We start from the raw sequence: 25,380 nt of genomic DNA on the forward strand, positions 1-25,380 counted from the left end.
CTGTATCATACCGAAAACGAACCGTTCGCGCAAGTTGCGCAGTTGTACTGCGTGTTTTTTACATCCCTCGTATAATAAAGATATGAATCCGTCAGGCAGAATTTCATCTTCTCCTCGTTTAAAAATCACCCCATCCCTGTTGAAATGGGCCCGAGAACGCTCGCTGCTGGATTTCAATACCCTTGCTCGAAAAACAGGGGTAAAACCAGAAGTGCTCCAGTCGTGGGAACAGGGTGAGACAGCGCCTACCTACCGTCAGGCTGAGAAACTGGCGCATGCTCTTCACATTCCTTTTGGATATCTTTTCCTCTCCCAACCCCCCTTTGCGCCTTCTGCCGTCCCTGACTTCCGCAGATTACCCGAATCCCAGATTGGACGTTTCAGCCCCGAACTGGAATCCGTGCTGAATGATGCAAAGCGTAAACAAGCCTGGCTGCATGAATGGCGGGTTGAGGAAGGCTTTTCGCCTTTGCCTTTTATCGGAAAATTTTCTCCGGAAGATAGCCCTCAAACGGTTGCAGAACAGATTCGTTCCGTCCTGGATCTGCCTTCCCCAACCGCTAAAGGGTTATATTCCTGGAACGAGCATTTACAAAAGCTGGTGAAACATGCCGAAAAAGCCGGTATAGCGGTAATTCGCAACGGCGTTGTCCTTTCCGATAACCGCCGTCCGTTGAGTGTGGAAGAGTTTCGCGGTTTTAATTTACCTGACAATTATGCGCCGGTCATTTTCATCAACGCTCAGGATAGTATTGCAGGGCAGATCTTTACTCTTGCCCATGAACTGGCCCATCTTTGGATTGGGGCAGGGGGCATCTCCAACCCTTTGACCGCCGATAACCCACTGGATACTTCCGAAACCGAACGGTTTTGTAATCGCGTTGCCGCAGAACTTCTGCTCCCTCAGAACCCTTTTCTAGAACACTGGCCATCTGGAACAACAACGCTCCCTGAAATCCTGAATGCGGCTCAACAGCTTGCCAGAGAGTTCAAAGTCAGCGCACCCGCTGTTTTGCTCCGGGCCTGTGAATTGAACAGACTGGATGCCCCTCTTTTTCGTGCTGCATACGAAGAAATATACCGGCAGGTAATTCCACTTAGAAAGAAAACAGGCGGTGGAAGTTTCTATGCTACCTGGCAGGCCCGCAACAGCCAGACCGTTGTCACCGAAGTTCTTCAGGCGTTGAGACAGGGAAAGGTCCTTTATCGTGACGCGGCTCGCCTGCTCAATACCAACCTCGCTACCCTTGAGAAAGCCCTGAACAGGATGAAAACAGGTCGACTATGAAGTATTGCCTGGATGCCAATGTATTCATTGAGCCCAGCAAAGGGTGGTATGCTTTTGACATCGCTCCTGCATTCTGGGATGCCTTACTGGAATGGAGGCAAAAGCAAATCCTGTGCAGTATTTTGCCCATTTATGATGAGATTGTGGAGCACAAAGAGCAAAACGCCCTGGTGAGGTGGGTAAAAGAACATGGGAAGGATTTCTTTCTCCCCCTTGACGAAGATGCCTGGATTGAATTCGGAAACATCGCCGATTTGGTAAGGCGCCGCTATGAAGATCACATCGCAGAGGATTTTCTCGACTGTTCAGATCCCATGGTGATCGCATATGCCAGAGCGCACGGCCTGATCGTTGTGACTGAAGAGAAGTGGAAGAACGAGGACCAAAAATCTAATGGTAAGGTGGGCGGAAAGAAAATTCATATTCCCAACGTTTGCCAGCTTGTTGAGGTGCAGTGGATCAGCACCGTGGAAATGCTCAGAGATTTGAAGTTCCAGTTTAGGTGAAATTTTAGCCGGTCAGAAAGTATTGCGCAGTTGTACTGCGTGTTTTTTGCCCCTTACGGGGGCAAAAACGGGCAGTTTTACCGCGTTTTCGGGCGTTTTACGCAGTACAACTGTAGTTGTACGGAATGTTTTGCGTTATAATCTCAACTGGAAAGTTCATCTGAGCCCATGCCTACCGTTCTGGTTATTGGCCCTTATCGCTTCTTTTTCGTTTCTCTGGATTACGGTGAACCGCCTCATATCCATGTGCAACGGGAAAAGTTTGTCGCTAAATTCTGGCTGGATCCGGTCCAACTGGAAAAATCCGGTGGGTTCAAAGCACAGGAACTTAACCAGATTGGTAAACTGGTTCAGGAAAACCAGACGTATCTCTTGGAGCGTTGGTATGAGCACTTTGGTCAATGAAATCCAGCAGGCACGTGCCCAGTCCGTTCGGATTACTGAAGATATGCTCGTCGTGGAACTGACCGACGGACGTGTTATCAGCGTCCCGCTCGCCTGGTACCCCAGACTGTGGTATGGTAGCGAGAGCGAGCGCGCTCATTTCGAGATTATCGGCGAAGGGGAGTACATCCATTGGCCAGAACTGGACGAGGATTTGAGTGTAAGCGGAATTCTTAAGGGACGCCGTTCCCTTGAAAACCCAGAATCCCTCAAGAAATGGCTGGCAAAACGCCAGAAATAATCATCCACCCCACCACCCCCACCAGAAAGCCCACATAGCCCGGCATGCTGCGTTCGCGGCGCACCAGCCACCACAGCAGGTACACTCCAACCGTCCCCAGCCACGCCGCCAGGTACAGGCGCGGGTCAACCAGCGCCAGCGCCGCCAGCCCCTTCATGTCCCCGCCCGGCAGGACGCCCAGCAGGGTCAGCGCCACCGTCACCCCAGCCAGCGCCCACGCAAGCCACCCGTCCGGATGGAGCACCCGCCATACCAGCCCTGCCGCCACCGCGGGCAGGGTCAGCCAGTCGGGTACTTCCCGCCGCCGCAGGTCAAAGACGGCGCAAACCAGCAGCCAGAGGAATATGAAAACATCTCTTCCTTCGATTGTCACCTGCATGCTCCTTGACGGTTGTACGCCAATGACGTACAATCACTTTGCAGCAAAACCAGACTGAAACAGCCGCCGCCTCCGCCTTATGCACTTCATCGAGACTTCCGTCTTCACCCGTCGAATTCTGGAATTAATGAGCGATGATGAATATCGAGCCCTGCAAATCTTTCTGAGCACCAGACCAGATGCAGGAGACATTATTCCGGGAAGCGGTGGACTTCGTAAAGTACGATGGCATACTGGTACCACAGGTAAACGTGGCGGCATTCGGCTGATTTATTACTGGGTGGTTCGTGACGATACCATACTGCTTTTGTTCGCTTTCCGAAAAAATGAACGTTCCGATCTAACCCCAGAACAGATTCGAATCCTGCGCCGAATTGTCGAGGAGGAATACCATGAATAACGAAACTTTCACTGAATTACTCTCCAGCGTGCAGGAAGGGGCTGACATTCTTCGCGGACGACGCCCTCCTTCTCGCGTTTTTGACATTAACTTCCAGGACGTCAAGGCGATCCGTGAGCGCCTGGGGCTTTCACAGCGCCAATTTGCCGCATTGATGGGCGTGAGCATTGACACCCTGCAAAACTGGGAACAAAACCGCCGTAAACCCCGTGGAGCAGCCAGAACACTGCTTCTCATTGCCGCCAAACATCCCGAAACCATTCTGGACATCCTGAAAACTGCCTGAAGCCTCATGGAAACACCGCCTCCCTCATCGGGTGGCCGTTGCGCTCCCAGAAGAGATTGAGCGCCGGACCCGGGTCGCGCTTGCCCTGCACGCGGTAGTGTCCCAACACATGGTCAGGGTCAACCGCAATGCCCCAGCGCACGGCAATATCCTCCACCAGCCGTTTCAGCGCATCCCGCTGCGCCTGCGGGTACTCCTCCCACCAGCGCCAGCCGAACGCCATCCCGTAGTCCTCGTACACCGCTCCCCGCCAGTCCTGCGGCACTTTGCCGCGGTTCACCAGTTCAATCCCCACGGTGCGCGTCTCCGGTCTACCGTCCCCGCACAGAAACGCCGGGCAGGACGATACACAGCCTTCCACCCCGCAGGCGACATGGTACGCCACCGCCCGCTCCGGGACTAACTGATACACCGTCCCGTCCCGATCTACCACGTAATGCGCGCTCACCCGGCTCTGCGGGTCGCGCAGGTGCGCCAGGGCTGCGGGCAATTCGCCCTCCGTGGCATGCACCACCACCGCCTGCGGACGGTTCTCCCCGCCGTGATTGCAGGACGCCGCCACCACCGCCCCGGCGTAGTCCGGCGTGAAAGCCGCCGCCCCACCCTTTCGACATCCCTCCAGATAGGTCTGGAGGTTGTCCGGCACAGCAGTGGGTGTGGGCATGGGTGTCGCCGTTGGCACAGCCATCGGGGTGGCGGTCGGTTCAAACACCGCCGCCGTCAGCAGGGGTGTGGGGGTCGGAGAGGGCAGGGCTTGCGCCGCTGCCACTCTCGCCCTGGGGACGTGCACCAGTGCCCCCCACACCCCGCCCACCACCAGTCCGATCATCATCAGACCGGTGAGCAACTTTCTCGGCGAGACAATCTCAATCTCCATGCGGTAACAGCACCCGCAACGGCAGAATATCCAGCGGTTCGGTCGCCGTGGTGAACGTCCAGCGCACCTCCTGACTGCCCGCCCAGGTCACCCTCATCGTGTAGGTCTTTCCTGCCTGCAGCGGCAGACGGGGTATGATCATCAGTGCGCCTCGCTCCGCCAGCGCGCTGCGTCCCTGCAGTTCCAGATCGCGGTTCGGATTGTGGTACGACCAGCCGTGAATCACGCAGTGCTCCAGCAGGGTACTGCCCTGCTGCAGGGTGGTGGACGCAATCGTCCCCGGCGGGTAGGGCAGGTACATTGCCAGCAGCGCTGCACCCGTCGGCGCCGTGTAGCCCGGGCAGGCCGTCAGCGGGTCGGGCTGCGCCAGCCCGTTGTACGAGAGCACCGGCAGCGTCCCGTTGTCCTTCGGGAAGGTGGTCGGCGCGGGAACCAGGCTCCAGTCCTGCCCGTGGAACACATCCAGCGCCGCGGCGCTGTAAGAACCGCTCCACACCGTTTCCAGCCGCGCGCTGCCAAAGCCCACTTCCACCAGCCGCCCGTCCAGCGCGTTCAGCGCATGGAACGGCGACGCCATCATCGCATCCACCGCCTGCTCATCGCCCGGGAACACATCCACCCCAAATGCAAGATTTGCCGCCTGCCCGCACGCATCGCCTTCAATCGTGTACCCCGGCAGTTCAGGGTCTTCCGTGTGCGCCGCAATCCCGTTGTTCACCATCCAGCGGGCATGCGCCCGGCAGGCGGAATGCAGTTCCAGATTGCCGCTCACCGCAGGCAGTCCCGCCAGCGAACGCCACCAGTTCAACCGTCCCACCGCCGCGACCGGGTCGTACACCGGTGGCGGTAACGGCGTGCCGCTACTCATAATCAGCGGCAGGTACACCCGGAAGGTCGCGCCTGCCTGCGCCGGGAACAGGCGCACGTCCCACGTCGTCACCGCATCCACCGCCGTGCCGCTGCGCACTTGCGTCTCGTATCCGTCCTTCGATACCACCACCTCATACGGCTCCAGACGCGGGATTTTCAGGATGAACGCCTGCCGTTCGGCGTTCCACACCCCGTAACGGGTGCAGGCGTCCGCAGGCAGACCCTCACAGAGCGGGTTCTCCACCTGCGCATCTGCCAGCACCACTCCCGTCACGCCGTCCCGCACCGTGACCCACATCTCCACCCACGGCAGGCTCTGCGCCTGCACGGGGAGAACCAGAAAAGCCATCTGCAAGACAACCAGAAGCGCCCGCTTCATGCTACCTACCCTCCCAGGAAGATTTGCAGCACCGGACGCAGGGAGGCAAACAAAAGCAGTCCCACGAACGGCACAAAGAAGAACAGCGCCACCACCAGCGTCAGACGTGAATCCAGCTTCTCCACCTCGCTTTGCAAACGCGCCCGGTATTCCTGTCCCAGCGCACGGGCGATTTCGCTCATCAACGCCGCTCCCGCCACCCCCTTCGACGCCACCAGATCCAGTTGACTGCCAAAGGCGTGCAGGGCAGGTATGCCCGAGTGTCCCATCACTTCCACCAGCGTCCCGCCAATCGGTTTGCGCGAGAACAGCGGGCGCCCCGTCTGGCGGCTCTGCTCCACCGCCTCTTTCAGCAGCGCCGAAAGCGGGCCAGGTATCGCCGCCGCCCGCGCTACCGCCACGTCCGGAGCGGTGCCTGCCGCCAGTTCTGCGGCAATCAGCGCCGCCGTCTCCGGCAGGGTGCGGAACACCCGCTTGCGTACCGTGTTCGCCTTTGACCGCAGCCGCACCAGCGGGTAGGCGAACGCCATCACCGGCACCAGCAGACTCAGCGGCGCCGGGTTGACCATCACCACCAGCAAGCCTGCTCCAGCAAACAGCAAACTCTGGAACACCACTCCGCCCAGGCTCTGCCCGAGGTACTGCCCGCCCCGCTGCGCCCAGCGCAGGTGATCCTCCCAGGTCTTCAGCGACAGCAGTCTGCCCGCCACCGCCTCCCCGATGGCTTCCTGCCTGCTCTGCTTTGGCGTTTGCGCAGCGTAATAGTCCTGCAGGGCTCGGGCGGTCTTCCCCCCGCCGATTTTCACGTTCTGCGCAATGCCCCACGCCAGCAGCGCCAGGGATACCGGCATCAGCAACTGATTTACGTCCATCGCTCACCTCCGCAGTTCCGACAGGTCAATCAGGCGGGCTACCACAAAGCCCAGAGTCACCCCGACAGACAGTCCGGTAAAAAACAATACCCACTCGTTCATTCCATCACCTCCCGGATCATGTCACCAATCACGTTCCAGCCCAGCGCCGCCCATGCCAGCGCCAGCAGCAATCCAATCTGCACCGCGGGGGTGTCGAACAGACCGCCCCCGGCGGCGCTCGACATGGCGACCACCAGCGATCCGCCCAGCGCCAGCAGGATCACCCGCACCGTACCCCATGCGCCGTCCGCCTTCGCCGCCGCCATGGCTCTGCCTTCGAGGATGGACGCCAGATTGTCGCTCGCCAGCCGAAACGCTTCCACGTAGCCGCTCCCGCCCGTCTCCCACAGACGCTCAATCTCCATCACCGCCATCATCAGCGAGGGCGAGATCGCCGCGGCTTCGTCCTGCATCTCCTCCAGTCCCCTGCGTCCGCCGGTCTGAATGGCTGCCAGCAGGCGCTTCATCCACGCCTGCAGCGGTCCCGCCGGGTCAAGACTGGCGGTCACGTCCGCTATGGCTTCCGGCACGTTGGGGGTCGCCTGAATCGTGGCGCTCATGCGCAGCAGGAAGGTGGGCAGTTCCTTCTCCAGCGCCAGTCTCATCTTCTGCCATGCCCCGTTCACCTGCCCGCTCACCACCACCCAGCCCAGCACCGGCGCCAGCAGGTACAGCACCGCAGGCACGCCCAGAAAGACCAGCGCCGCCCAGAAGACCAGGGTAAGCGCGCCCATTGCTCCGTAGTAGTACAGGCTCTCCCTGCCTGCCGCGTTCAGCCGGTACTGCAGCGCCGCCAGCCGCACCTTGTGCTCAAACGAGCCGGTGCGGATGGGACGCTCTTCCTGCGGGGTCAGGGGCTGGTAGTAGTCCGCCAGCGTTTTCGCCGCCCGTCCTCGCTGCTTCGCAACCGCTTCCAGCGCGTAGTAGGCAAACGCCGCCAGTGAAATTGCCATGAGAATCTGCGGTAAGTACACCGTCATGCCTCACCCTCCTCTCCGGCGGGTAAAGGCTTCCATGCGCTCCTCTCCCGCCTGGTACAACCGGCGGAAGGTGACGTTCCCGCCCTTCAGTTCAGGGTTCACCTCCCACACACCCAGCACCTGCCGCTTTCCTTCCCGCCAGCCCACCTGCACCACCATATCCACCGCCATCGCGAACATCTCCTTGGCGGCTTCGATACGCACCTGCGCATCCGCCCACATCAGCACGCCCAGACGATGAATCGCCGCTTCGGGTCCTTCCGCGTGCAGCGTGCTCAATCCGGGATGGTCGCTCATCTGCGCCCGGAACAGCGACAGCGCTGCCGTGCCTGTGCGCACTTCGCCCACGATCAGCCAGTTCGGCGCCATGCGCATGGCGTCATCCACCCCGTCCGAGAGGCTGTACCCGGGTACGTCGCTGCCCACCACCTGCGGACGCGCTTCCAGCGTGACCACGTTCTCGTGCGGCAGCCAGATTTCCTCCGGATCCTCAATCTTCACAATCCGCGCCGTCCGGGGAATGCCGTGCGCCAGCGCCGAGAGGAAGGTGGTTTTCCCGGTCGCCGTCCCCCCGATCACCAGCACCCGCAAGCCCTGCGCCACACCGTCCAACAGCGTCTCCATGACCGCTTGCGGACACATCCCCCACGCCACAATTTGCTCCGGCGGCACCGGGCGCGGCTCGAACAGGCGGATGTTAATCGCCGGATACCCCAGCCCCGGCGCAAGGACGGGATGCACGATTTTCACCCGTGCTCCGCCCATGCCCTCCATGCGCGGCAGTTTGGCGTCCACGCTCGGCTGGGCTTCCGAGATTGCCCGCCCAATCGGCGCCAGCAAAGCCTCCACGCTGCGCCAGGTCTCATCCAGCGATGGCTGGCGGTTGTGCTTCTCGAAATAGCGTTCCCCTTTGCGCAGGATCCAGATCGTCCCGTCCGGGTTCAGGCTGATTTCGCTCAAATCCGTGCGCGTCGGCGGGAGCAGTTCATCCAGCGCTCCCAGTCCACCAATCCGTCCCGCCACCGCTTTCGCCAGCGCCGCCTGAAGGTTGGGTTGCAGCGCCACTCCCACCCGGGTGGCGGCGCTGGACACCGCCGCCTGCGCCCGGGCCTGTAACTGCTGCCGGTCGCGCAGCACCGCCAGGGGTAAGCCCTGCAGTTCCTTCGCCGCCATCTCCACGATCTGCGCTTCCTGCTGCGGCGTGACCTGTGCCATCAGTTCCAGCCAGCTCATACCTTCACCCTCACCCCAAAGATTTCAAAAGTTTTCTTTCCGCTCCCGTTTTGCGGTACACCCGCCGCCGCTCCCTGCGTCGAGAACAGCGCATCCGCCAGCGGTTTCAAACTGCGTGCAAAGGTATCGCTGGCGTTCAGGGGCAGTTTGCGCGCATCCTGCGCCTCACCCACCCGCGGCTCGTCCGGTATCTGCGCCGCCACCGGCGGGAAGGGTCTGCCCAGCAGGGTGGAAGCGGCTTTGTGCCACTCGTCCGCTCCCATGCGTGCGCCGGTGCGGTTCAACGCCACGTATACCCCCGCCGCGGGAATGTGGTGTTCGCCTGCCAGCCGCTCCACCACCGTGCGGTAGGCTTCCACCGTGCGCATCACCCCTTCCAGCGAGGGACGCGCCACCAGCACCAGCGTATTCGCCGCCGCCAGTGCGGCTGACGCCAGCGCCGTCGGAGGGGCATCCAGCACGATCACCGCGTAGCCCATGTAGGCAGCCGTCAGCACCAGCTTGGGAACGCTCTCCGGCGCATCCAGCGGCGTGTTCATCGCCCGTGCTTCGCTCAGCACGTCCGGGAAGCCTGCCAGTACGTCCAGCGTGTCCACCTTTTGCAGCGCCAGTTTCAGCCCTTCTGCGGTCGGGTTGGCGCGCCAGTGGTTCAGGTTCGGCTCCGGTTTCAGTCCCAGGATAAGCGGCAGGTCGTCCGGCGCTCCCAGTCCCACCAGCAGGGTGGGCAGTCCCCGCCGTGCCGCCTCATACGCCAGGTTGCTGGCCAGCGTCGTCTTGCCTACCCCGCCCGCCTGATTCCACACCGCCACCACCCGCAAGCCCAGCGGCGCGCCTCCGGCTCCCATGCCGCTCTGCGGGCGGTTCCACAGCGCCTCCATACCGGCGCTCATGCGCGCCTGCCGCTGCGCCTGTGCCGCGGCGTACATCTCTCCCGCGATGGCTACCAGGTTCAAATCGCCCTTGTACACCCCCTTCACGCAGGGCACCTGTGCAATGCTGTCCATTGCTTCCCGCGACGCTTCCAGCGGCAGCAGCACATACGCCGCCCCGTGGTAGCGCGTCAGGGTCTCCAGCAGCGGCTGCGGGCCCGGGTAAATGGTGGCGTCCAGCAGCAGCACATCCGGGTTGGTCACCAGTTTGCTGTTCAGGTCCTGCGGATCGGTTGCCTGCATGGCTACCCGGAAGCGGGCATCTGCCGCCAGCGCCGTGTACCAGGCCTGCAGGCGCGGGATTTGTCCCGCCAGCAATACCGTCACCGCATCCGCCGCCTGCTGCAAATTCATACCTGGATGGTTCCACATGGCTGCACCTCCCTCAGGGTTTCTTCGTGGGTTCAGGAGTAGAGACCGCTTCCGCATCCTGCGCAGGCGCCGCGCCGGTCGGGGTGGGCGTCAGGGTCGCCCCGGGTGTGACCGCAATCCCCTGCAGAGAAAGCCCGCTGGTGATCACCTCGCCGTTTGCCTTCTCCGGCTCCAGCACCAGCCCAAACTGCGCTCCCTGCGCCGAGAGCGCCGGAAGCAGATCCACCAGATACACCGGCAGGGTTTCGTTCATCGCCCCCAGCAAACTGAAGTCGTACACCACGCTCTTCGCCTCCACCGGCACCGCCAGCACCACCAGCCCTTTTGCCGTTCCGCCCGTGTCCACCGCTCCGCCGGTGGATGACCCACCGCCGAACAGTCCACCGCCCGCGGCAGGCGTGCCCTGCGGCGCAGGGGCTTCCTCACGGCGGAAGGCGGGATCAATCCACAGCACCCGCAGACCGCCTGCAATGTACTTGGCAAAGGTCTGCTGGCTGGCGTTCACGATCACCGTCACCCCCACCCGGTCGCCGGGTTTGAGCAGTCCCGCCAACCCCTGCGCGGCAGTGACCGAAAGCGCCACGGCGCGCTCGTTGGGCCGCAGTTCCAGCGTCTCTCCGCCCAGGTGGACGGGCAGTACCGGGTCTCCGGCGCTGCGCGCCACCCGCAGCCGCTGCCCCACCAGGCTCTGCGGGTCGCTCACCGCCCCCTCCGGCGCCAGGCTTTTGGGCAGTTCCTTCGCCGTCAGGTCGCCCTCCGTCAGTACCCGTCCTTCGGGCAGATCGCCCGCCGCCACCACCACACTCACCTGCGGCTCGGGCTGGTTCAGCGCCAGCGCCACCGCAAACACGACTATCGCCAGAACAAGAGGGATAAACTTCTTCATGCTTTCTCCTTTTCGTTTGTGTATTTTTGTTTCTGCACGGCCAGCCATGCGGCTATGTCGGAGATTTCTCTCATGCCGTAGTCCAGCAGTTTCCAGTCTCCCTGCGGTTCGCGCTCCAGGATGAGCACGAATACCTCATCGAACAATCGCCGTTCCCGCAGGCGCTCCAGCAGGTGCGTCAGTTCTTCTTCGCCCATCTCACGGTCTCCTCGTCCAGGTTGGCTGCGGGGTCGGCATCTCCACCGTGCGCACCGGCGGGATGTCCAGCAGTGGGGTGGGCGTAGAGCGTTCCTCCACCGTCTCCGTGACCTCCCGGGTCGGGTCTGCGGTCGGGCCCGGCGTCCAGGTCGCCACCGATGACCACCAGCCTGGGGTGCGCGTTGCCGTGGCGGGCTGCGTCTTCAGGCTCACCACCTGCGGATCCACCCCTCTGCCCGCGCCGGACAGTTCCACGGCCAGCAGTCCCACCAGCAAAACTCCCGCCAGCAAAAGAAAGATCATGACCGGCTTGATGTTCATTTCCAACCTCCGGCATTCAAAACAACCAGTACGACATACGCCGCGGACAGCAGCAGAGTGAGAACAACCCAGATGAAACACGCTATGGAGAGCGTCAGGGTCTCGAATGTTTGTTTATCGGTTTTCCAATCGCTCATAACGTAATCCTCCCCAGTTTTGCGGCAATCTCTTCATCCGTCGGTTCGGGCGCCACCACCGCCAGCGGTCGGAACAGGAACGGCTGCTGCATCTCGCGCTCGAAGGCATACGGGAAGCGCCCCAGGAACATGCCGATTTGCAGATCCGCCAGAAACCGCCGCCAGGGTTCGTCCACGAACCCTTTTTCGCTGCGCGCAATCCCGCTCAGGACGATGTCCTTGTCTTTGGGGTTCTTCAGGAAACCCACCACCAGATTGTTGCAACTGCTGATAATGTCCTGCGGGATCAGGCTCGGCGCCTGCGTGATGACGTGCAGGCGGGCTTTGTACTTGCGCGCGTCCCGGAACATGTCCCCGAAACGCTGGCTCAAACTCACCCCGCCGCTCTCGTCGTCTCCGCCTCCGGCGTCCACCCCGGCAAAAATCTTGTTGGCTTCCTCGAAGAAAATCTGCAAAATCGGCTCGTCTGTGTTCACCTCATGCACCCGCCGCGCCACCATGTCCGTGTACAGGTGCCAGCCCGCCCAGCCCAGCAGGAACGCCTTGCCGAAGTCGTCCAGAAACATGCCCCCCTCGATGATCGCCACTCCCCACGGCTTGGCCAGGTCTTCCATCGGCACGCAGTCGGGACCGGCGGAAAACTGCGCCGCCGCCGCTCCCTGCACCAGCGCATTCATGCGGTACAGGATGCCTTCCAGTACGCCCGTCAGCATGGTGTCCCGCGGGTTGACCCGCGAGAGTTTCTCCTCCACCTGCCGGTACAGCGTGCTCAAATCCACCCGGCTCGAACGGTACACCGCCAGCCGCTGCCGCTGCGTCAGGCTCAATTCCCCCAGCGGCGTCCCGACAGGCGCTTCTGCCACCTCTACCTCGTCCGTCTGGACAAAGCCCCACTGCGCATCTCCGCGCACCTCGCGGTCGTCCACCAGCACCCCGGCTTGCAGGTACACCGCCCGCAGGGCGTCCAGCAGTTCCTGCTTCTGCCGCTTCACCCCCAGCCGTGCCACGCTCCCGAAGATGTCCGCAAACGCCCGCCACTGCGTCTCCGGGTTGATGTTCCTCCCGATTTGCAGCGGGTTCCAGCGCAAGGGTCTGGCTGCCGTCGGCCACAACTGCCGGATGTCCACGTGCCCCTCCAGTCCCGGGGCGTTCAGCAGACTGCGCCAGCCTGCGCCGAAGTCCAGCACCACCGTGCGCAAATGCCACTTCAGGGTGGTCTCATAGGCAAGGCGCATCGCCGCCACGCTCTTCCCGTAGCCGGTATCCGCGGCAAACATGGTGTGGAACAGGCGCTCCGCGTCCAGCCGTACCTGCGCCCGGGTCAGGTCGCGCGTCAGCGGGCTGTACTGGTGTCCCAGCACCACGTCCCCGGGCATGTTCGGGTAGAAGGTCAGCCCTTTCGGCGTCGGCGCAATCGTCACCACCGCCGTACTCTCCTCCACCAGTCCAGGCGCGGTGTAGGCGGCCAGCTGCCCTGCCGTGAGCAGCGTGCCGTACTTCGTCCACAGCACCCCGCCGAACGGGTCGTTCGGGTCGGCTTCCGCATACGGCAGGAACGCCAGGGCGTGCTCCCGCACGCGCGGGTCGTCCGCCCGCACCGTCAGGACGGGGGTGGGTACGGTCGTGCCGTGAAATGCCTGACTGGCCAGCGTCTCCCCGGCACGCGCGCCTTCCTCCGTGTCCACCAGCAGCAGCGCGTCCGTCATGAAGCCGCCCTCTGCCGCTGCCTGGTTGACCAGCCCCTCGAACTGCCGCAGGATTTCGGTCAGCCGGTCTGCCACGTCGTCCTCCAGCTGCCACGAACGTCCCACGTTCACCCCCGGCACCAGCCCGGTGGAGAAGCCGCCGGTAAACGCCTGCCCGGTCATGCGGGATACCCCCTGCGCCGCGCTCTCGCCTTCGGCGTAACTGCGCCCGTACTGCTCGCTGGTGGTGTCGGTCGTGCCCCATGATTCGCTCCTGCCCGTTGTGTGCGCCCACATGCGCGACTGAGACCACGATTCGCTGCCGCCCACCGTGGTGGTTTCGACATGCGATCCACCCACGCTGTCGGCAGTGCCGTGCGTTTCGGCGTGTCCGCTCATCGTGGTGGTGCTGGAGAAACTGCTCCCCCCGCTCATCCACGACTGGCTGGCTCCCGCGCTCCATCCGCTCGAGTCGGCCGTCCCCTGCGTACTGCTCACCGCCACCCCTTCAGAGGTCCCGCTGGAGACGCTCTGGCTGCTCGACTGCGTTCCCGAATAGCCCTCGCTGACCCCGGAACTCCACCCGCCGCCCACGCCCAGAATTTTGGCGTCTGCCGAGTAATTCGTGCTCATGCTTGCCGAATGGGACAGACTTTCTCCCGTCGAGGTGCTCACCCCGGAAGAGGTGCCGTGCGAGAGGGTCGTCCCGCTCCCGGCGCTTTCCGTGTGGCTTCCCGAGACCCCGCTGGAAATGCTCCCCCCGCTTGACCAGGAACTGCCGCTGCCTACCGAGGTCGAGGTGGCGCTGGAATCGGTGGTGGCGTGACTCTCGGTGTGCGACCAGGACTGTCCCTCCGAGACCGATTTCGCCCACGACGTGCCCACGCTGTGCGTCTCCGAACCGCCGTTCGTCCAGGCTTCGCTCTTGCCCACGCTGTGGCTGTCCGAGTGCGCCTGCCCCCAGCCGTGCGACGTCCCCTGTGCGGTTGAGTGCGCCACCGCGCTCGAACCGCCCTGTCCGCCCGATACCGCCTGCCCCAGCGCCGCCATGAGGGGAATGCCCAGCGAGAAGCCGATGTTCACACTTCCCCGCCGCCGACTGGCAAACTGGCTCGCTACCCGCGCCACTTCCACCAGCGCCCGCGAGAGGCGCTTGCGGTCTACGTGCTCTGCCGCCACCTGGAAGACGAAATCCTGCCGCAGTTTTGCCAGCCCGCGAAACAGAATTTCGTTCTGTTCCTCCGCCAGGTCGTCTTCGGCGTAGTCCGGCAGGTTGCCGTCCGCTCCCAGTCCGCGCTTGCTGGCGCGCGGGTCGGGATGTCCCAGCAGTGCCAGCACGTTGCGTGCCCGCCGCGTGACGAACTCCAGATACCACTCGATCCAGCGCAGATCGGGCGGTCGGGTCTGCGACTGCGGGAAGTTTGCCAGGGCTGCCTGCACTGCCGCCGCGCCTTCCAGCGCCAGTGACGCCGCTGTCTCCCGGCTTTCCCCTTCTCCCGCCGCCCCGTACAGCTGCACGATCCCCACATGCTCCGGGTGAAATATTCCCAGCGCCGTGTACAGGTAATCCACCCCCGCGTTGTACACGCCCCGCAGCGCCGCCCACTGTCTGCCCAGCGTGTCGGTGTCCCGCGCCACGTCATACGGCACGCTGGCTAACTCACGGAAGGCGACGCAGCGGTAGCGTTCCCCTTCCGGCGTCTCCAGCCGGAACCAGGCGTACCGCAGTACGCCCTCTTCGATATGCAGTCCGTTGTCCAGCACTCTGATCATGGCTTCCCCCGTGAACGAAAGTGGTAGATGATCTCATCTGCGTCCTGCTGCACCGGCGGGTGTACCAGCAGTCCCTGCGCCAGCAGTGCCAGATACCCCAGCGGCAGCAGGTACAGCGCAATCGAGGCGATGGCGTTGAGATAGGCCTGCCCCTGAAGCAGTGCCGGGTCGCTCAGGGCGGGCAGAAGCCACTCGCGGTAGGCGGCAAAGCCCAGACCTGTCAGGGCGTACAGCCCCAGCCCCCGCACCAGCATCCAGTGCGTGTTTTGCGGGTTGAACCGCTCCAGCCGCACGGCGAGCAGCCCGGCGAGGGTCATCACCAGCAGGAACAGCGCCACCGGGAAGGGCGCCAGCAGCCCTGCCAGCAGCGCCAGCACTGCCACCCCCAGCGTCCAGCGCTGCTGACTCACCGGTGCACGCAGGACGGCATACCCCAGCGCGCCTGCCAGCCCCACCTGCCACAGGTGCTCCACCAGCAGCCACACCAGCGCCAGCAATCCGTTTGCAATCCAAACGAACGGCGTGTACCACTCCATGCCCCACCTCACGGCTCCGGCGCCAGCAGTCGGCTTTCCAGCAGATAGACCTTGATCGGGTTGGGCAGCACCTTCGTGGTGCATTTGCCATCTGACTGGCAGGCGGTCACGTGCACGGTGTAGTCGCCCGGATCCCACGGGCGGAAAAAGCGGCAGTCCAGTTCGGCGTTCGGGGTGTTGATGCCGCTTGTCCCATACGTCCAGGCACAGTGAGCATACGGGTGAAGAGGATCGTCCGGGCGCTCCGGGTACTGCGGGTACTCACCCAGCACGTGCGCACCCGGATAGCGCTGTCCCAGCGTGTACACGATCCAGTCCCGCGATTCTTCCGTGAGTTCCACCCACACGGTCAGGCTGGTGATATTCGCCTGTCCGCTCCCGCAGGCGGTATCTGCCCCACCGTGGGCTTTGATGTCGTTGATGGTCATCCCCAACGCCTCACCGTAGGGCGGCTGCTCCTGCCGCCACGGCACCGGGTACGGCGGATCCACCGTGTAGGTGTCGTCTATCGTCGGGGGGGCGTATGAGGGCGTGCAGCCTCCACCACTGCCGGAGGAGCCGGTGCAGCAGGTGGCACGGACAGAATTAGTGTTAGTCAAAGGTGTTCCACAACTTCCACCTTGGGGAAAGAAACTCGGGCAACTCCCAACAGTCCAATAACCACCCGAAAGACGATTTTTATAAGTCGAGTCTAAAACTTCAGTAACCTCACAATTGCTGGAATGTTGACAACGAACAGGCACTTGCTTTGTATCCTCAACGCAGATATTACCTACTTTGCTGCACCCTACAACCACAGTAAATCCCGCTGCCGGATCACAGCATTTTCCACTTCCGCACCACAAATCACGAGGCGCACTACATGTTTGAGCCACCGCGCACTGTGCCTGAGGGAACAGGGCAATGCCGACGGCTATCAGCAGCCCCATGAGGGTAATCTGCCAGAATTTGCTTACAACAAAACGCCCGTTGATTTTCATCATTCACCTCCTTGCGGTAAATCAATTTTTTGTTCACTTGGAAGATAATTTTCCATAGCCGCATCCCACATCCATGCCAGTGCCCAGCCTTCTGGAATGGGATCTAGACCTGCGTACTGTCCGATGACCTTTCTGTCCATTCGGTAAGTTTCCTGCATATACCTTCCCAGATGGCAGTAGGTACTGTCACCGCACCGATCCCACTCTATTTGTTTGTGCAAACTGACATACCCGCCTGATTGATCTGCAACAGACGGGAATAACTTCCTGCCACGTTCCAGAACACCTTTTTCTTCAAGAAACATCAGGTACGCCTGACGTTCCGGCGCACCGGTGTATCCAGTGTAGTAGGGCGTATAAATCTCTCCATCCCAAACACCTACAACCAGCGGGTAGTAGGCAGTATCCAGATTTCGCTCGTACACCCAGACGACATCCAGATCGTATTGTCCTGTCTTGAGCGTTTCGGTTTTTCCGCTGGAAATGACCATGAGCCAAAATGCTTCATATTTCATCCCGTCTGGTAACACCACTTCTCGGTAATACTGTTTGGGTTTAGCAACCCGGTAAAGTAATTCCTGTCGCATACTGGCATCCAGTTTTGGGTAATACCGCACCTCCTCGGTTGGCGTCGACGTTGGGCGGGGTGTGGCAGTCGGCGTTGGTGTGGCGCGCAGCGAACACCCTGCCAGAAACACCAGCAAAAGCATGAACAGTATCGTTTTTCGCATTTTCACCTCCGTTTATCTCTGGCGTTAACGAAAAGAACCCACACCCGAAAGGTGTGGGCGCTTTTTCAAAGCGGAGACCACCCCGAAAACCGGGCTATGGGTTCACGTCTGCCCAAAAGCATACCAAAAAATTACGCCGGGCGCAAATGAACCCGGCGTAAGATCACCCCGCAGAAGACCTTACAATCACCTTACAGGTGCGTCCTCCGGCACCACTGCCCAGACACGGATGAAGCCGTCATAAGCGAAGGACATGAGTAAGCGTCCGTCATCTGATACCACAAATTTTTCAACAGGCGCCGGATGAGAAAAAATAAACTCCCCTAAATATTTTCGTGTCCGTAAATCGAATACAAACACAAAACCACTTGAGTCTACAAAAAGCAATTCAGAATAGGGCAAGAGAATGGACGATGCGCTAGTTTCACCGGTCCGTCCGATTTTCCAATCCTGAACAGGCATCGAATATTTTTCTTTGCTCGACAAGTCCCAAACCCAAACTGATGGATTCTGCCAATCATGGTTTGCAAAGAATAATTTGGAGTTATCCATGCCCACAGGGGTCCAGTTAGTATTGAACTTTTGGACTGTCCAATCTTCCAAATTCAACACCTTTATTGCTTTTTCAAAAAAGACCTCAAAGACAAGGTAAGGATAACGATAGCATACTATACGGGCATAATCTCCAGAAATGACGGTTTGTTTTCCATCAGTGCGGAATGCTTTGACAAAGACCGACATTAGGCTTTGCTGAAAATAAACCACCGCAACATTCCCATTGAAAATCAAAACGTTGATTTCATCGGTTGGCGATGTGAAGGAGACTATTTGATTACCGTTTGGAGAAATAACAGCCCAATGGTTTTCATGCTTTTCTATTCGGTACTGTGTCAAGTTTTCATCTAAACTCACAGATGTATCCAGAGTTTCTTTTTTACATCCGTCCACACCGCAAGTCCAAAGTTCATTACCTACGCCTTCGGCAATTTTTACGTCTTTGTTGTCGATCAAAAACACTGGATTGTCAAAATAAGGCATTTCCCCTTCCGGTTTCCAAGAAAACATCAATATTTCTTTCTCGGAAGGATAAACAAAACCTTCAGGAGCAGGTACTTCGCTAATCCATTCCCCACTTGAAATATTAACCAGAATTGCACTTGCGTAAGGATTCGTTACACCAAATTTCCAACCGAAATCAGGATTCGCAGTAACAATCAAAACGAGTTGATTGTCTTTGGTGAAACTAACCAGGGGTACTTTGTATCTTGCTTCTTCCCACCCACTGACCTGGCGCACCAGTTTGCGGGTCTCCACCTGGTACACATCCACCCGCGCGGCGCGCACCACCGCGGCTAGTGTGCCATCCGTCGAGAAGACCAGCCCGCAGGTGTCCTCACCGCACCACGGCAGGGTCTCTCCTGGCAGGCGCTTCTCCCACCCTGTACCCAGTTCCGCTACCGGGTACAGACGCACGGAAGCATCGAACACCGTTGCCAGGTACTTCCCATCCGGGGAGAACTGCGCGCCCATCCCGCGCACCGTGTCCACCAGACTGCCGTCTTCCACCCGGTACACGTCCACCCTGTCCGGCTCCACCACCTGCCCTCTCGGACGCTGCACCGCCAGCAGGGAACCGTCGGGAGAGAGCGCCACCGCATTCAACGCCCAGGCATCTCCCGCTTCCAGCGCAAACTCCCGCACCTTCTGCCCGTCCTGACGCCACACCGTCAGGGTGTCCCCGGCCCGGGTGAGGATAAAGCGTCCATCCGGGCTCATGTCGAACGCCCGCAGGAACTCAACCTCGAATCCGCCGTTTTTCGCCTGTGTGAGGGCATCGTAGAACTCGATCCCGGCGGTCGTTCCCACCACGATGGTCTTCCCGTCTGCGGTCAGGCGGTAAGGGGTCTCGTCCAGCAGGCGCGGGTACCCGTAGCGGGCAATCTCGCGCAGGCGGTGGACGTTTTCCGCCGTGATGACCTCGTAGGGCAAATCGGGAACCGGCGTCCCGTTGGTCACCGGCAGGCTGATGAGCGTCTGCGTGGGGGTTGGGGTTGCCGTCGGCTCCACCGTCGCCGTCGGGGTGGCAGTTGGAGCAGTGGTAGCCGTTGGCGCAGGCGTTGCGGTTGGAGTCGCTGTTGGTAATGCTTCAGGCGCTTCCGGGACAGACGCAGAAGCATTCCGCAGGGCAAACACGCCAGCGGCGGCAATCAGCAGAAAGAGGGGGATGAGGGCAAGACGAATACGAGACATATTACACCAACTCTTTGGGTAAATTAACCGAAATGACTCCTTTCAAACGGTCTAACTGCTCCCGGTCTCGGGTTACCAGGACGGAACCAAATCGCAAGGCGACTGCTCCGTACACCGCATCCGCTCCACGAAGTTTGCATTGTTCAGCCAGTTCAACTGCCACCTGCGCCGTAGTTTCGTCCAGGGATACCCAAACCTGATGAGGTAACGATTTCACACTCTTCACAAAGCGCAGGACGTTCTCGCTTTTCTCGCCGCCTCTTGCCAGCACTGCGGCAAGTTCAGGCAGCAAGAGGGTAGGAGAAATCATCGGCTCACGGGACTGACGGATTTTTTCCAGAAATGCCAGGCTTTCGCGACTGCCTTCTTCTCCCGGTCGAAACGCATTGATCCACACACTGGCATCTACCGTCACCGGGCTCATCCTCTCACCTCATCCAGCAGTTCTTCCGTTGTCCGTTGGGTTTTCCACTCCAGCAGGCTGCCAGCCTGATAGAGAGCCTCCCACGAATCCTGCTCAGGCAATTCGGGAACCGGCTCCACAGGAATAATGAGCGCCACAGGACGCCCACGAATGGACACCACGTAACGCATGCCACGCTGCACATTGCGGACAATCTCTCCCGCTCTGGCTTTGAGCATCCGTATCCCTACGTATTCGGGCATAACCGCCTCCAACAACAAAGTAGTCTCTTTTGAGACTACTTTATAACAAATTGGCCTCATTGTCAAGCCCCTGAGAGTCAAACAGCAGCAGTGGGAAAAGGGTAAACTATAAAAGCGTTCAATCCTGCCTGACAATATTCTCTCGGAACCACCTGAGAAAATCTCCCGGCGTTCCAACCCGAAAAGAGAGTTCCTCAGTCGGCCCTTTCAGAAAATGCTGATGATCATGGGTCAAAAACCAATCTGGTTGAGATTCAATCGCCTCCGCCAGCACAATCGCATCTGGTGGGTATGCCACCAACTGCCTGGCATGTTCCAAACGGGTTGGACTTGCTTCTGCGCCAATTTGTACCTTTGCCGTATCCAGAAGTAAAGCCATGTTCGGCAGGCTGTCAGCTGCTTTACGTAAAATTACTGCCTCACACTCTTTTAACACCTGCCCTCCAATCCACAGGTGCACCAACCGGCTCTCGCCCAATCGAAACACCATCCTTTCACCGCCCTCCGGTGAAAGCACTGCTGCAAAAATCACACTGGTATCCAGAAACACTTTAGGGGGTGTATTCACTTCGGACCTCTCGCAGTGTCTTCAACATGGTTTCGAGGTCTAAACCGTGTTCCTGCCAGGTTTTTGCCAGTTGATTTACCAGGCGATCCGTTTGTAATTCCTGTGGGGTAATGATCAACACACCATCCAGATCAAGTAAAGACAGAATTTATCCTTCTTCAATCTGGTTTTCCCGACGTACTTCTGCTGGAAGGATAATCACCCCCCGCTTTGCCACCTGAATCTGATAGACAGCCATAAACCACCTCTGTTATTTTGAAGCGTTCGGTACGGCTGAACTGCACAGGGCTACTCCCCGGTCAGATCTTCAAATAAATCATCAACGGTTGAAAATGTTCGCACGCGCCCGGATAGGATGTCTGCCTCGGCTTCCTGTTCGCCCGCCTGCCAGCGCGGTGTCCAGAAATAAGCCTGGGTGCGATCCAAAGCCACCACAGGCGTCAAGATGATCTGTCCTTCCTCGCTCACTTCGATACGCAGCAGGTCGCCTTCGGAAAGTCCCACCTTATACCGGATGGAGCTGGGAAGTGTAATACGCCCATTACTTGACACCTGCACTACCTCGTTTGCGGTCATACTCACCTCCACCAGTAGGATACAACCGATTTTCAAGCCTCACGTCAGCAACTCGACGAACGGAACGCCAATCTCCTGGCAGCGGTTGAACAACTTTTTATCGACGGTATAGAAGTCTGCCTTCAGGTATTCAGCCAGGGCAAGGTACTGGGAATCGTAGGCAACCATCTGTCCCAGCCGTTCCGCCCAGATCAGCGAACTGCGGTTCAGGGCTGTATCCGGAAGATGGACCTGAACATTCCAGGCTTCCATCGCCGATACCAGTTTCAGGGCATCGTCCTGTTCCATCTGGTGCAGATAAATCGCTTTACGAAGCGCAGACATGACCTCACTTGTCCACAGGGCGGGAACGCAAATCTGAATATTTCGACTGCCCCACTCCAGCATTTTCTGTTCGGCAAGCGCAGACCAGGGACGTTCTACCAGCAGTCCTACGGCAATGTTCGCATCTATGACCACTGCTTCCATACGTCCTCCATCTGGCGCTCGCGCTCTTCACGCGCCTCATTGACCAGATCTCCCTTGTAAACGCCATACCGGGCAGCGTTTTGCTCCCGAATCTGACGCATTTCCGCCAGCGCTTTGCGAAGTTGTTCCTGCTTCTGCCGTTCCTGTTCATCCAGAAAGCGCAAGACAGCCTCTCGAAGGGTTTCAGAAAGGCTTTTTCCCGCCTCGTTTGCCAGAGCCTGCAAACGGCGGTAGTCTTCAGGGTCGAGCATGACCTGGGCACGGATCAACTGTGTTGCCATCGTTCACCTCCACCCTTATATGATATATCTTCAAGATTAATTAGTCAATACTCTTGAGTAATTAATCACCACTTCTCCAGCCAGAACCGGCTCAAATCGCCCGCCTTTGCCTGCTGTGCCAGCGTGCGCAAATCGGTGGCGCGTCCGGGAATGCCCATGTCCTTCAGCCGCTGCACCATCCACTGACGGGTGGTCGGTGTGGGAACAATCAGATTGACCTCTCGCATTCTTGCCCACTTATGCGACTTGACCCGTGAGCGGGTTTCCACCTCGCAGTAGTAGAACCACCCCTCAGGGTCGGTCACTTTCAGGTCGGGCTGGAACCAGGGCGTTTCCTGTGGGTCGAACGGCATGACCTCTGCCTTCCACCCCCGCAGTCGTGCCTGGTAGGCAGCCATCAGCACCAGTGCCGCGTGAAAGGTTTGTACCTCGCCATTATGCAGACGCATAATCTTTTCCAGGTCGCTCTCCACCGGCTCAACCCCCAGCGCCCGGCACAGGTTTTTGGCGTAATCGGTCAGCACGACTACGCGGAGGTGTCCTCTTCCACCTGCGTGAAAAACATGTGACTCAATCAGCGGATCCAGCAGGTCAAGCATGGAATCAAGCACGATGTGGATCGTTTTTCTGTCCAGCGCCGTCAATCTCTCCAGTTCTCGCACTGTGGAGACACCGGTTTGCGCCATTAGCAGGACAGTCGCCACCATGCGCCGCCATCGCGGTCGGCGGTATGCCCATTCCAGACGTCGGAAACCATCTGGCAAAATTTCGGGAACAGCAATACTGGAAAAATCAATCTCGTTCATGACTACAGAATATCACAAACACCAATTAGCGGCAAATTAGAAATACCAACCAGAAACAATTTTTTACCCCCATTCAATCTCCGAGTGCGTAGAGCCACGACAGGCCAGCCCCCCTCCCCTTTCCCCCCTCTCTCCCCGCCTTTCCGGCGGTTTGCGCGCCATCGGGCAGTGCTGACCCTGCCGCCTCTACCCCGCCTTTCACGGCTCGTACCTGCGGATCTCCTCGTCCTCCAGCAGGTACAGCAGGATGTCCAGCGCAAGGTGCAGCAGTACGGCGTCCCTGTCGTTGTCTGCGTCCTCTCGCGTTGTTCCCCGCTTCCACGGCGGTCGAATCATCGCCATCACCGCCTCGCGCAGGGGCGTCTCTCCCCGCGTGTGGTACAGGTCGGACACCCACCAGCCTACAAAACGATCCGTCACCGCCGCAGTGTTTCCGCCACCCAGAAACGGCAGCAGGTACGGCGGAACCCGCCGCTTTTTCTGCGCCAGCGGATACGCCCGTACCACCGGGAGCATGAAGCCGTTATCGAGAATCAGTGCAGGCAGGTCGTACTCCCCCTCGTCCTTCGGGAGGATGTCCCGTACCGTCCGCTCCCCGGCTTTCAACGCCAGCCATTCCATCAGGCACACCGGCTGTGCCTGTGCCGTGACCTGCATCAGCGGACAGCCGTGTTTCTCACAGCGGTCGAATTCGTTCAGGTTGTAGTCGTGTCTGCGAAACGCGAAACTCATCACCCCTCCAGTCTGCTCAGTGCCCGCTCCAGATCACGCTCTCCGGGTGTCACGTACACCCGGGTGGCGTTCAAACTGCTGTGTCCCAGCAGCGCCGCCACCTCCTGCAATCCCACCCCGGCATCCACCAGGTTCTTTGCCAGCGTGTGCCTGAGCGTGTGCGGGTGTACTTCCACCCCCGCCCGCCGTCCCATCTCCGCCAGACGCCGCTGCACCCCCGATACGGTCATCTCAAACATCCGTCCCGGCTGTCCTCCGCGCTCTTCCAGCCACGCCTTCAGCGCCCGCCGCGCTTCGGCATTCAACGGCACTTTGCGCGCCTTCGCCCCCTTGCCGCTGCGCACCTGCACCCACCCTGACCGTTCACCCATCTGCACATCCGAGACCTCCACCGCACAGGCTTCGCTCACCCGCAGCCCGGTGTGCAGCAGAAACACCACCAGCGCCCAGTCCCGCACCGCCAGCCGACGCCGGGCAGGTGTATCTGCCGCCTGTATCCCCCGTTCCGCTTCCCGCACCAGCCGCCACTGCTCGCTCCGCTCCAGCCAGCCCGGTGAGAGTTTCTCCTCCCGCGGCATCTTCAGCCGCGCCGTCGGGTTGCGCTCGATTTTTCCAGCCGCCATCCCCCACCGGCAGTACGCCCGTAAGGCCATCAGCCGCCGCCGGATCGTGGCGGCGCTTGCCTTCTGCACCGTTTGCAGCCATGCACGGTACTCCCGCACATCCGCCGGGGTGACGTCCTCAACCCGCAATCCTCGCCCATTGGTCTGCTCAAACCAGCGTTCAAACTGGCTCATGTCCGCCAGGTATCCCCGCACCGTCACATCGCTGCGGTCTTGCTCCCGCAGCCACGCCTCAAAAGCCTGTAAATCTGTCACGGTTCACCTCCATGGAGTCTCAAACCTTCCCCGACCCGCCTTGTCACCCATCCCTTCTTGCCCCACAGCGCCGCCCAGTCCGCCAGGTCATCGGCGCTTCCCAGCAGCCACACCAGCGCCGTCAGCAGTCCCTGACGCTCATCGAAAATCGCCACCAGCCCGCCAAACACCACCGGTAACAGCAGCGGCGCTACCATCACCCGCCGATATGCCCCAACCTCCAGCGGCTTCTCCACCCGGAACCGCAGCCAGCCCGCTTTCACCCCGTCCCACGATGCCCCCTGACGCAGCGCTTCCCGCAGGTGCAAGCCCTCATGCAGCACTCCTCCCAGCAGTACCGCCACGCCAAAAGTCGCCAGCAACCTCACGACATACTCTCTCTCCCACAGCCAGGGTTCGATCAGCCTCCAGATCCCCAGTCCGGTCAGCCCTACCACCAGTCCGTACACCCCGTACCAGCGCCAATCCTGCATTCTCATCTCCGCACCTCCACCCGCAAAATCTCCAAATCTTCCACGCCCGCCTCAACTTCACTGCCTCTCGGCGCAGTACCTGGCTTCAGCCGCACCACCAGGTAAACGTCCCCAACCTCCGGGCTGTAAAATCCACCATTCGGCTCTTTACCCAGCAACTTCGCCGTTCCCGCATGGCGCACGTAGTGCGGCGTCCCCGCCTCAATCGCCGCGGTTACATCCGCCCATGCCGCCCGCTCAATCCACAAACCCGCCGGTAATTCCACCGGCGGCACCAGCGCATTTACGATCGCCGCAATCATGTCAACCTCCTGAAGAGTGAATCTGGCAAAAAATT

Annotated in this window: 34 protein-coding genes; 6 read left to right on the plus strand and 28 right to left on the minus strand. The window is 60.2% G+C overall.

The annotated features are described in order from the left end of the window. Positions 1 to 139: 139 nt before the first annotated feature. From ANT_RS10655 to ANT_RS10670, 4 genes are all read left to right on the plus strand, one after another. On the plus strand, positions 140 to 1,288 hold the full coding sequence (locus ANT_RS10655) for an XRE family transcriptional regulator (protein WP_172634617.1): 1,149 nt from the start codon (positions 140 to 142) through the stop codon (positions 1,286 to 1,288). After that, positions 1,285 to 1,794, plus strand: a complete 510-nt coding sequence (locus ANT_RS10660) for a DUF4411 family protein (RefSeq protein WP_013560532.1) — start codon at positions 1,285 to 1,287, stop codon at positions 1,792 to 1,794. Before ANT_RS10655 ends, ANT_RS10660 begins: the two co-directional genes overlap by 4 nt. Positions 1,795 to 1,962: 168 nt before the next feature. Further along, positions 1,963 to 2,199, plus strand: coding sequence for a DUF4160 domain-containing protein (locus ANT_RS10665; RefSeq protein ID WP_013560533.1), 237 nt, complete (start codon positions 1,963 to 1,965; stop codon positions 2,197 to 2,199). Next, positions 2,180 to 2,479 carry a DUF2442 domain-containing protein gene (locus tag ANT_RS10670; RefSeq protein ID WP_013560534.1) on the plus strand — a complete coding sequence of 100 codons (300 nt, stop codon included), beginning with the start codon at positions 2,180 to 2,182 and terminating at the stop codon, positions 2,477 to 2,479. Before ANT_RS10665 ends, ANT_RS10670 begins: the two co-directional genes overlap by 20 nt. Here the strand turns inward: ANT_RS10670 and ANT_RS16480 are convergent. Further along, a complete protein-coding gene (locus ANT_RS16480) occupies positions 2,448 to 2,852 on the minus strand; it encodes a prepilin peptidase (RefSeq protein ID WP_162787686.1) in 405 nt (134 codons plus the stop codon). The two genes, ANT_RS10670 and ANT_RS16480, sit on opposite strands and share 32 nt — an antisense overlap. An 85-nt stretch (positions 2,853 to 2,937) precedes the next feature. On the opposite strand from ANT_RS16480, the gene ANT_RS10680 reads away from it, so the two are divergent. Then, positions 2,938 to 3,258 carry a hypothetical protein gene (locus ANT_RS10680; protein ID WP_013560536.1) on the plus strand — a complete coding sequence of 107 codons (321 nt, stop codon included), beginning with the start codon at positions 2,938 to 2,940 and terminating at the stop codon, positions 3,256 to 3,258. Then, positions 3,251 to 3,544 carry a NadS family protein gene (gene nadS / locus ANT_RS10685; RefSeq protein ID WP_013560537.1) on the plus strand — a complete coding sequence of 98 codons (294 nt, stop codon included), beginning with the start codon at positions 3,251 to 3,253 and terminating at the stop codon, positions 3,542 to 3,544. Before ANT_RS10680 ends, nadS begins: the two co-directional genes overlap by 8 nt. A gap of 4 nt (positions 3,545 to 3,548) precedes the next feature. Here the strand turns inward: nadS and ANT_RS16485 are convergent, their stop codons facing one another. The 27 genes from ANT_RS16485 to ANT_RS16505 all read right to left on the minus strand — a co-directional run bounded on the left by ANT_RS16485 (position 3,549) and on the right by ANT_RS16505 (position 25,345). Next, complete coding sequence (locus ANT_RS16485; RefSeq protein ID WP_013560538.1) at positions 3,549 to 4,421, minus strand: N-acetylmuramoyl-L-alanine amidase; 873 nt, start codon at positions 4,419 to 4,421, stop codon at positions 3,549 to 3,551. After that, a complete protein-coding gene (locus ANT_RS10695) occupies positions 4,411 to 5,361 on the minus strand; it encodes a CAP domain-containing protein (protein WP_172634618.1) in 951 nt (316 codons plus the stop codon). The genes ANT_RS16485 and ANT_RS10695 overlap by 11 nt, the downstream gene beginning before the upstream one ends. 314 nt (positions 5,362 to 5,675) lie before the next feature. Further along, complete coding sequence (locus ANT_RS10700) at positions 5,676 to 6,542, minus strand: hypothetical protein (protein ID WP_013560540.1); 867 nt, start codon at positions 6,540 to 6,542, stop codon at positions 5,676 to 5,678. A gap of 98 nt (positions 6,543 to 6,640) precedes the next feature. Further along, positions 6,641 to 7,564 (minus strand): type II secretion system F family protein, encoded by a 924-nt coding sequence (locus ANT_RS10705; RefSeq protein WP_013560541.1) that lies wholly within the window; start codon positions 7,562 to 7,564, stop codon positions 6,641 to 6,643. 3 nt (positions 7,565 to 7,567) lie between these two features. After that, a complete protein-coding gene (locus ANT_RS10710; protein WP_231854271.1) occupies positions 7,568 to 8,737 on the minus strand; it encodes a TadA family conjugal transfer-associated ATPase in 1,170 nt (389 codons plus the stop codon). Positions 8,738 to 8,793: 56 nt separating this feature from the next. Further along, positions 8,794 to 10,098, minus strand: coding sequence for a CpaE/TadZ family protein (locus tag ANT_RS10715; protein ID WP_013560543.1), 1,305 nt, complete (start codon positions 10,096 to 10,098; stop codon positions 8,794 to 8,796). A 13-nt stretch (positions 10,099 to 10,111) separates the two neighbouring features. Then, the gene (gene cpaB / locus ANT_RS16490) at positions 10,112 to 10,984 is read right to left on the minus strand and encodes a Flp pilus assembly protein CpaB (RefSeq protein WP_013560544.1); all 873 of its coding nucleotides are present in this window, start codon (positions 10,982 to 10,984) and stop codon (positions 10,112 to 10,114) included. Next, positions 10,981 to 11,181 (minus strand): hypothetical protein, encoded by a 201-nt coding sequence (locus ANT_RS10725; RefSeq protein ID WP_013560545.1) that lies wholly within the window; start codon positions 11,179 to 11,181, stop codon positions 10,981 to 10,983. Before ANT_RS10725 ends, cpaB begins: the two co-directional genes overlap by 4 nt. A 1-nt stretch (position 11,182) precedes the next feature. Further along, complete coding sequence (locus ANT_RS10730) at positions 11,183 to 11,485, minus strand: hypothetical protein (protein WP_231854273.1); 303 nt, start codon at positions 11,483 to 11,485, stop codon at positions 11,183 to 11,185. Positions 11,486 to 11,499: 14 nt separating this feature from the next. Next, on the minus strand, positions 11,500 to 11,640 hold the full coding sequence (locus ANT_RS17570) for a hypothetical protein (RefSeq protein WP_013560547.1): 141 nt from the start codon (positions 11,638 to 11,640) through the stop codon (positions 11,500 to 11,502). Beyond that, a complete protein-coding gene (locus tag ANT_RS10735; RefSeq protein ID WP_013560548.1) occupies positions 11,637 to 15,098 on the minus strand; it encodes a serine-rich protein in 3,462 nt (1,153 codons plus the stop codon). The genes ANT_RS17570 and ANT_RS10735 overlap by 4 nt, the downstream gene beginning before the upstream one ends. Next, positions 15,095 to 15,634 (minus strand): hypothetical protein, encoded by a 540-nt coding sequence (locus ANT_RS10745; protein ID WP_013560549.1) that lies wholly within the window; start codon positions 15,632 to 15,634, stop codon positions 15,095 to 15,097. The genes ANT_RS10735 and ANT_RS10745 overlap by 4 nt, the downstream gene beginning before the upstream one ends. Positions 15,635 to 15,642: 8 nt before the next feature. After that, positions 15,643 to 16,233: a hypothetical protein gene (locus ANT_RS17875; RefSeq protein ID WP_231854275.1), complete on the minus strand. Its 591-nt coding sequence runs from the start codon at positions 16,231 to 16,233 to the stop codon at positions 15,643 to 15,645. 380 nt (positions 16,234 to 16,613) lie between these two features. Then, positions 16,614 to 17,345, minus strand: a complete 732-nt coding sequence (locus tag ANT_RS10755; RefSeq protein ID WP_041454956.1) for a hypothetical protein — start codon at positions 17,343 to 17,345, stop codon at positions 16,614 to 16,616. A 186-nt stretch (positions 17,346 to 17,531) separates the two neighbouring features. After that, positions 17,532 to 19,595: a WD40 repeat domain-containing protein gene (locus tag ANT_RS17700; RefSeq protein WP_013560552.1), complete on the minus strand. Its 2,064-nt coding sequence runs from the start codon at positions 19,593 to 19,595 to the stop codon at positions 17,532 to 17,534. A 1-nt stretch (position 19,596) separates the two neighbouring features. Then, positions 19,597 to 20,019 carry a type II toxin-antitoxin system VapC family toxin gene (locus ANT_RS10765; protein WP_013560553.1) on the minus strand — a complete coding sequence of 141 codons (423 nt, stop codon included), beginning with the start codon at positions 20,017 to 20,019 and terminating at the stop codon, positions 19,597 to 19,599. Next, positions 20,016 to 20,261 carry a type II toxin-antitoxin system Phd/YefM family antitoxin gene (locus ANT_RS10770; protein WP_013560554.1) on the minus strand — a complete coding sequence of 82 codons (246 nt, stop codon included), beginning with the start codon at positions 20,259 to 20,261 and terminating at the stop codon, positions 20,016 to 20,018. The genes ANT_RS10765 and ANT_RS10770 overlap by 4 nt, the downstream gene beginning before the upstream one ends. A 118-nt stretch (positions 20,262 to 20,379) precedes the next feature. Then, complete coding sequence (locus ANT_RS16495) at positions 20,380 to 20,829, minus strand: PIN domain-containing protein (RefSeq protein WP_081460247.1); 450 nt, start codon at positions 20,827 to 20,829, stop codon at positions 20,380 to 20,382. After that, positions 20,813 to 20,950 (minus strand): hypothetical protein, encoded by a 138-nt coding sequence (locus ANT_RS17400; RefSeq protein ID WP_013560556.1) that lies wholly within the window; start codon positions 20,948 to 20,950, stop codon positions 20,813 to 20,815. Before ANT_RS17400 ends, ANT_RS16495 begins: the two co-directional genes overlap by 17 nt. Before the next feature lie 167 nt (positions 20,951 to 21,117). After that, positions 21,118 to 21,405: an AbrB/MazE/SpoVT family DNA-binding domain-containing protein gene (locus ANT_RS10780; protein WP_013560557.1), complete on the minus strand. Its 288-nt coding sequence runs from the start codon at positions 21,403 to 21,405 to the stop codon at positions 21,118 to 21,120. Between the two features lie 39 nt (positions 21,406 to 21,444). Beyond that, positions 21,445 to 21,873: a type II toxin-antitoxin system VapC family toxin gene (locus ANT_RS10785; RefSeq protein WP_013560558.1), complete on the minus strand. Its 429-nt coding sequence runs from the start codon at positions 21,871 to 21,873 to the stop codon at positions 21,445 to 21,447. Further along, on the minus strand, positions 21,855 to 22,154 hold the full coding sequence (locus tag ANT_RS10790) for a ribbon-helix-helix protein, CopG family (protein WP_013560559.1): 300 nt from the start codon (positions 22,152 to 22,154) through the stop codon (positions 21,855 to 21,857). Before ANT_RS10790 ends, ANT_RS10785 begins: the two co-directional genes overlap by 19 nt. A gap of 65 nt (positions 22,155 to 22,219) precedes the next feature. Continuing rightward, the gene (locus ANT_RS10795; RefSeq protein WP_013560560.1) at positions 22,220 to 22,960 is read right to left on the minus strand and encodes a hypothetical protein; all 741 of its coding nucleotides are present in this window, start codon (positions 22,958 to 22,960) and stop codon (positions 22,220 to 22,222) included. Between the two features lie 198 nt (positions 22,961 to 23,158). Beyond that, complete coding sequence (locus ANT_RS10800) at positions 23,159 to 23,692, minus strand: hypothetical protein (RefSeq protein WP_013560561.1); 534 nt, start codon at positions 23,690 to 23,692, stop codon at positions 23,159 to 23,161. Further along, on the minus strand, positions 23,692 to 24,570 hold the full coding sequence (locus tag ANT_RS10805; RefSeq protein WP_013560562.1) for a tyrosine-type recombinase/integrase: 879 nt from the start codon (positions 24,568 to 24,570) through the stop codon (positions 23,692 to 23,694). The genes ANT_RS10800 and ANT_RS10805 overlap by 1 nt, the downstream gene beginning before the upstream one ends. Next, positions 24,567 to 25,049 (minus strand): hypothetical protein, encoded by a 483-nt coding sequence (locus tag ANT_RS16500; protein ID WP_013560563.1) that lies wholly within the window; start codon positions 25,047 to 25,049, stop codon positions 24,567 to 24,569. Before ANT_RS16500 ends, ANT_RS10805 begins: the two co-directional genes overlap by 4 nt. Further along, positions 25,046 to 25,345: a hypothetical protein gene (locus tag ANT_RS16505; RefSeq protein ID WP_155818117.1), complete on the minus strand. Its 300-nt coding sequence runs from the start codon at positions 25,343 to 25,345 to the stop codon at positions 25,046 to 25,048. The genes ANT_RS16500 and ANT_RS16505 overlap by 4 nt, the downstream gene beginning before the upstream one ends. Positions 25,346 to 25,380: the final 35 nt, after the last annotated feature.

The sequence above is a fragment of the Anaerolinea thermophila UNI-1 genome, assembly GCF_000199675.1.
In the GTDB taxonomy this organism is placed as follows: domain Bacteria; phylum Chloroflexota; class Anaerolineae; order Anaerolineales; family Anaerolineaceae; genus Anaerolinea; species Anaerolinea thermophila.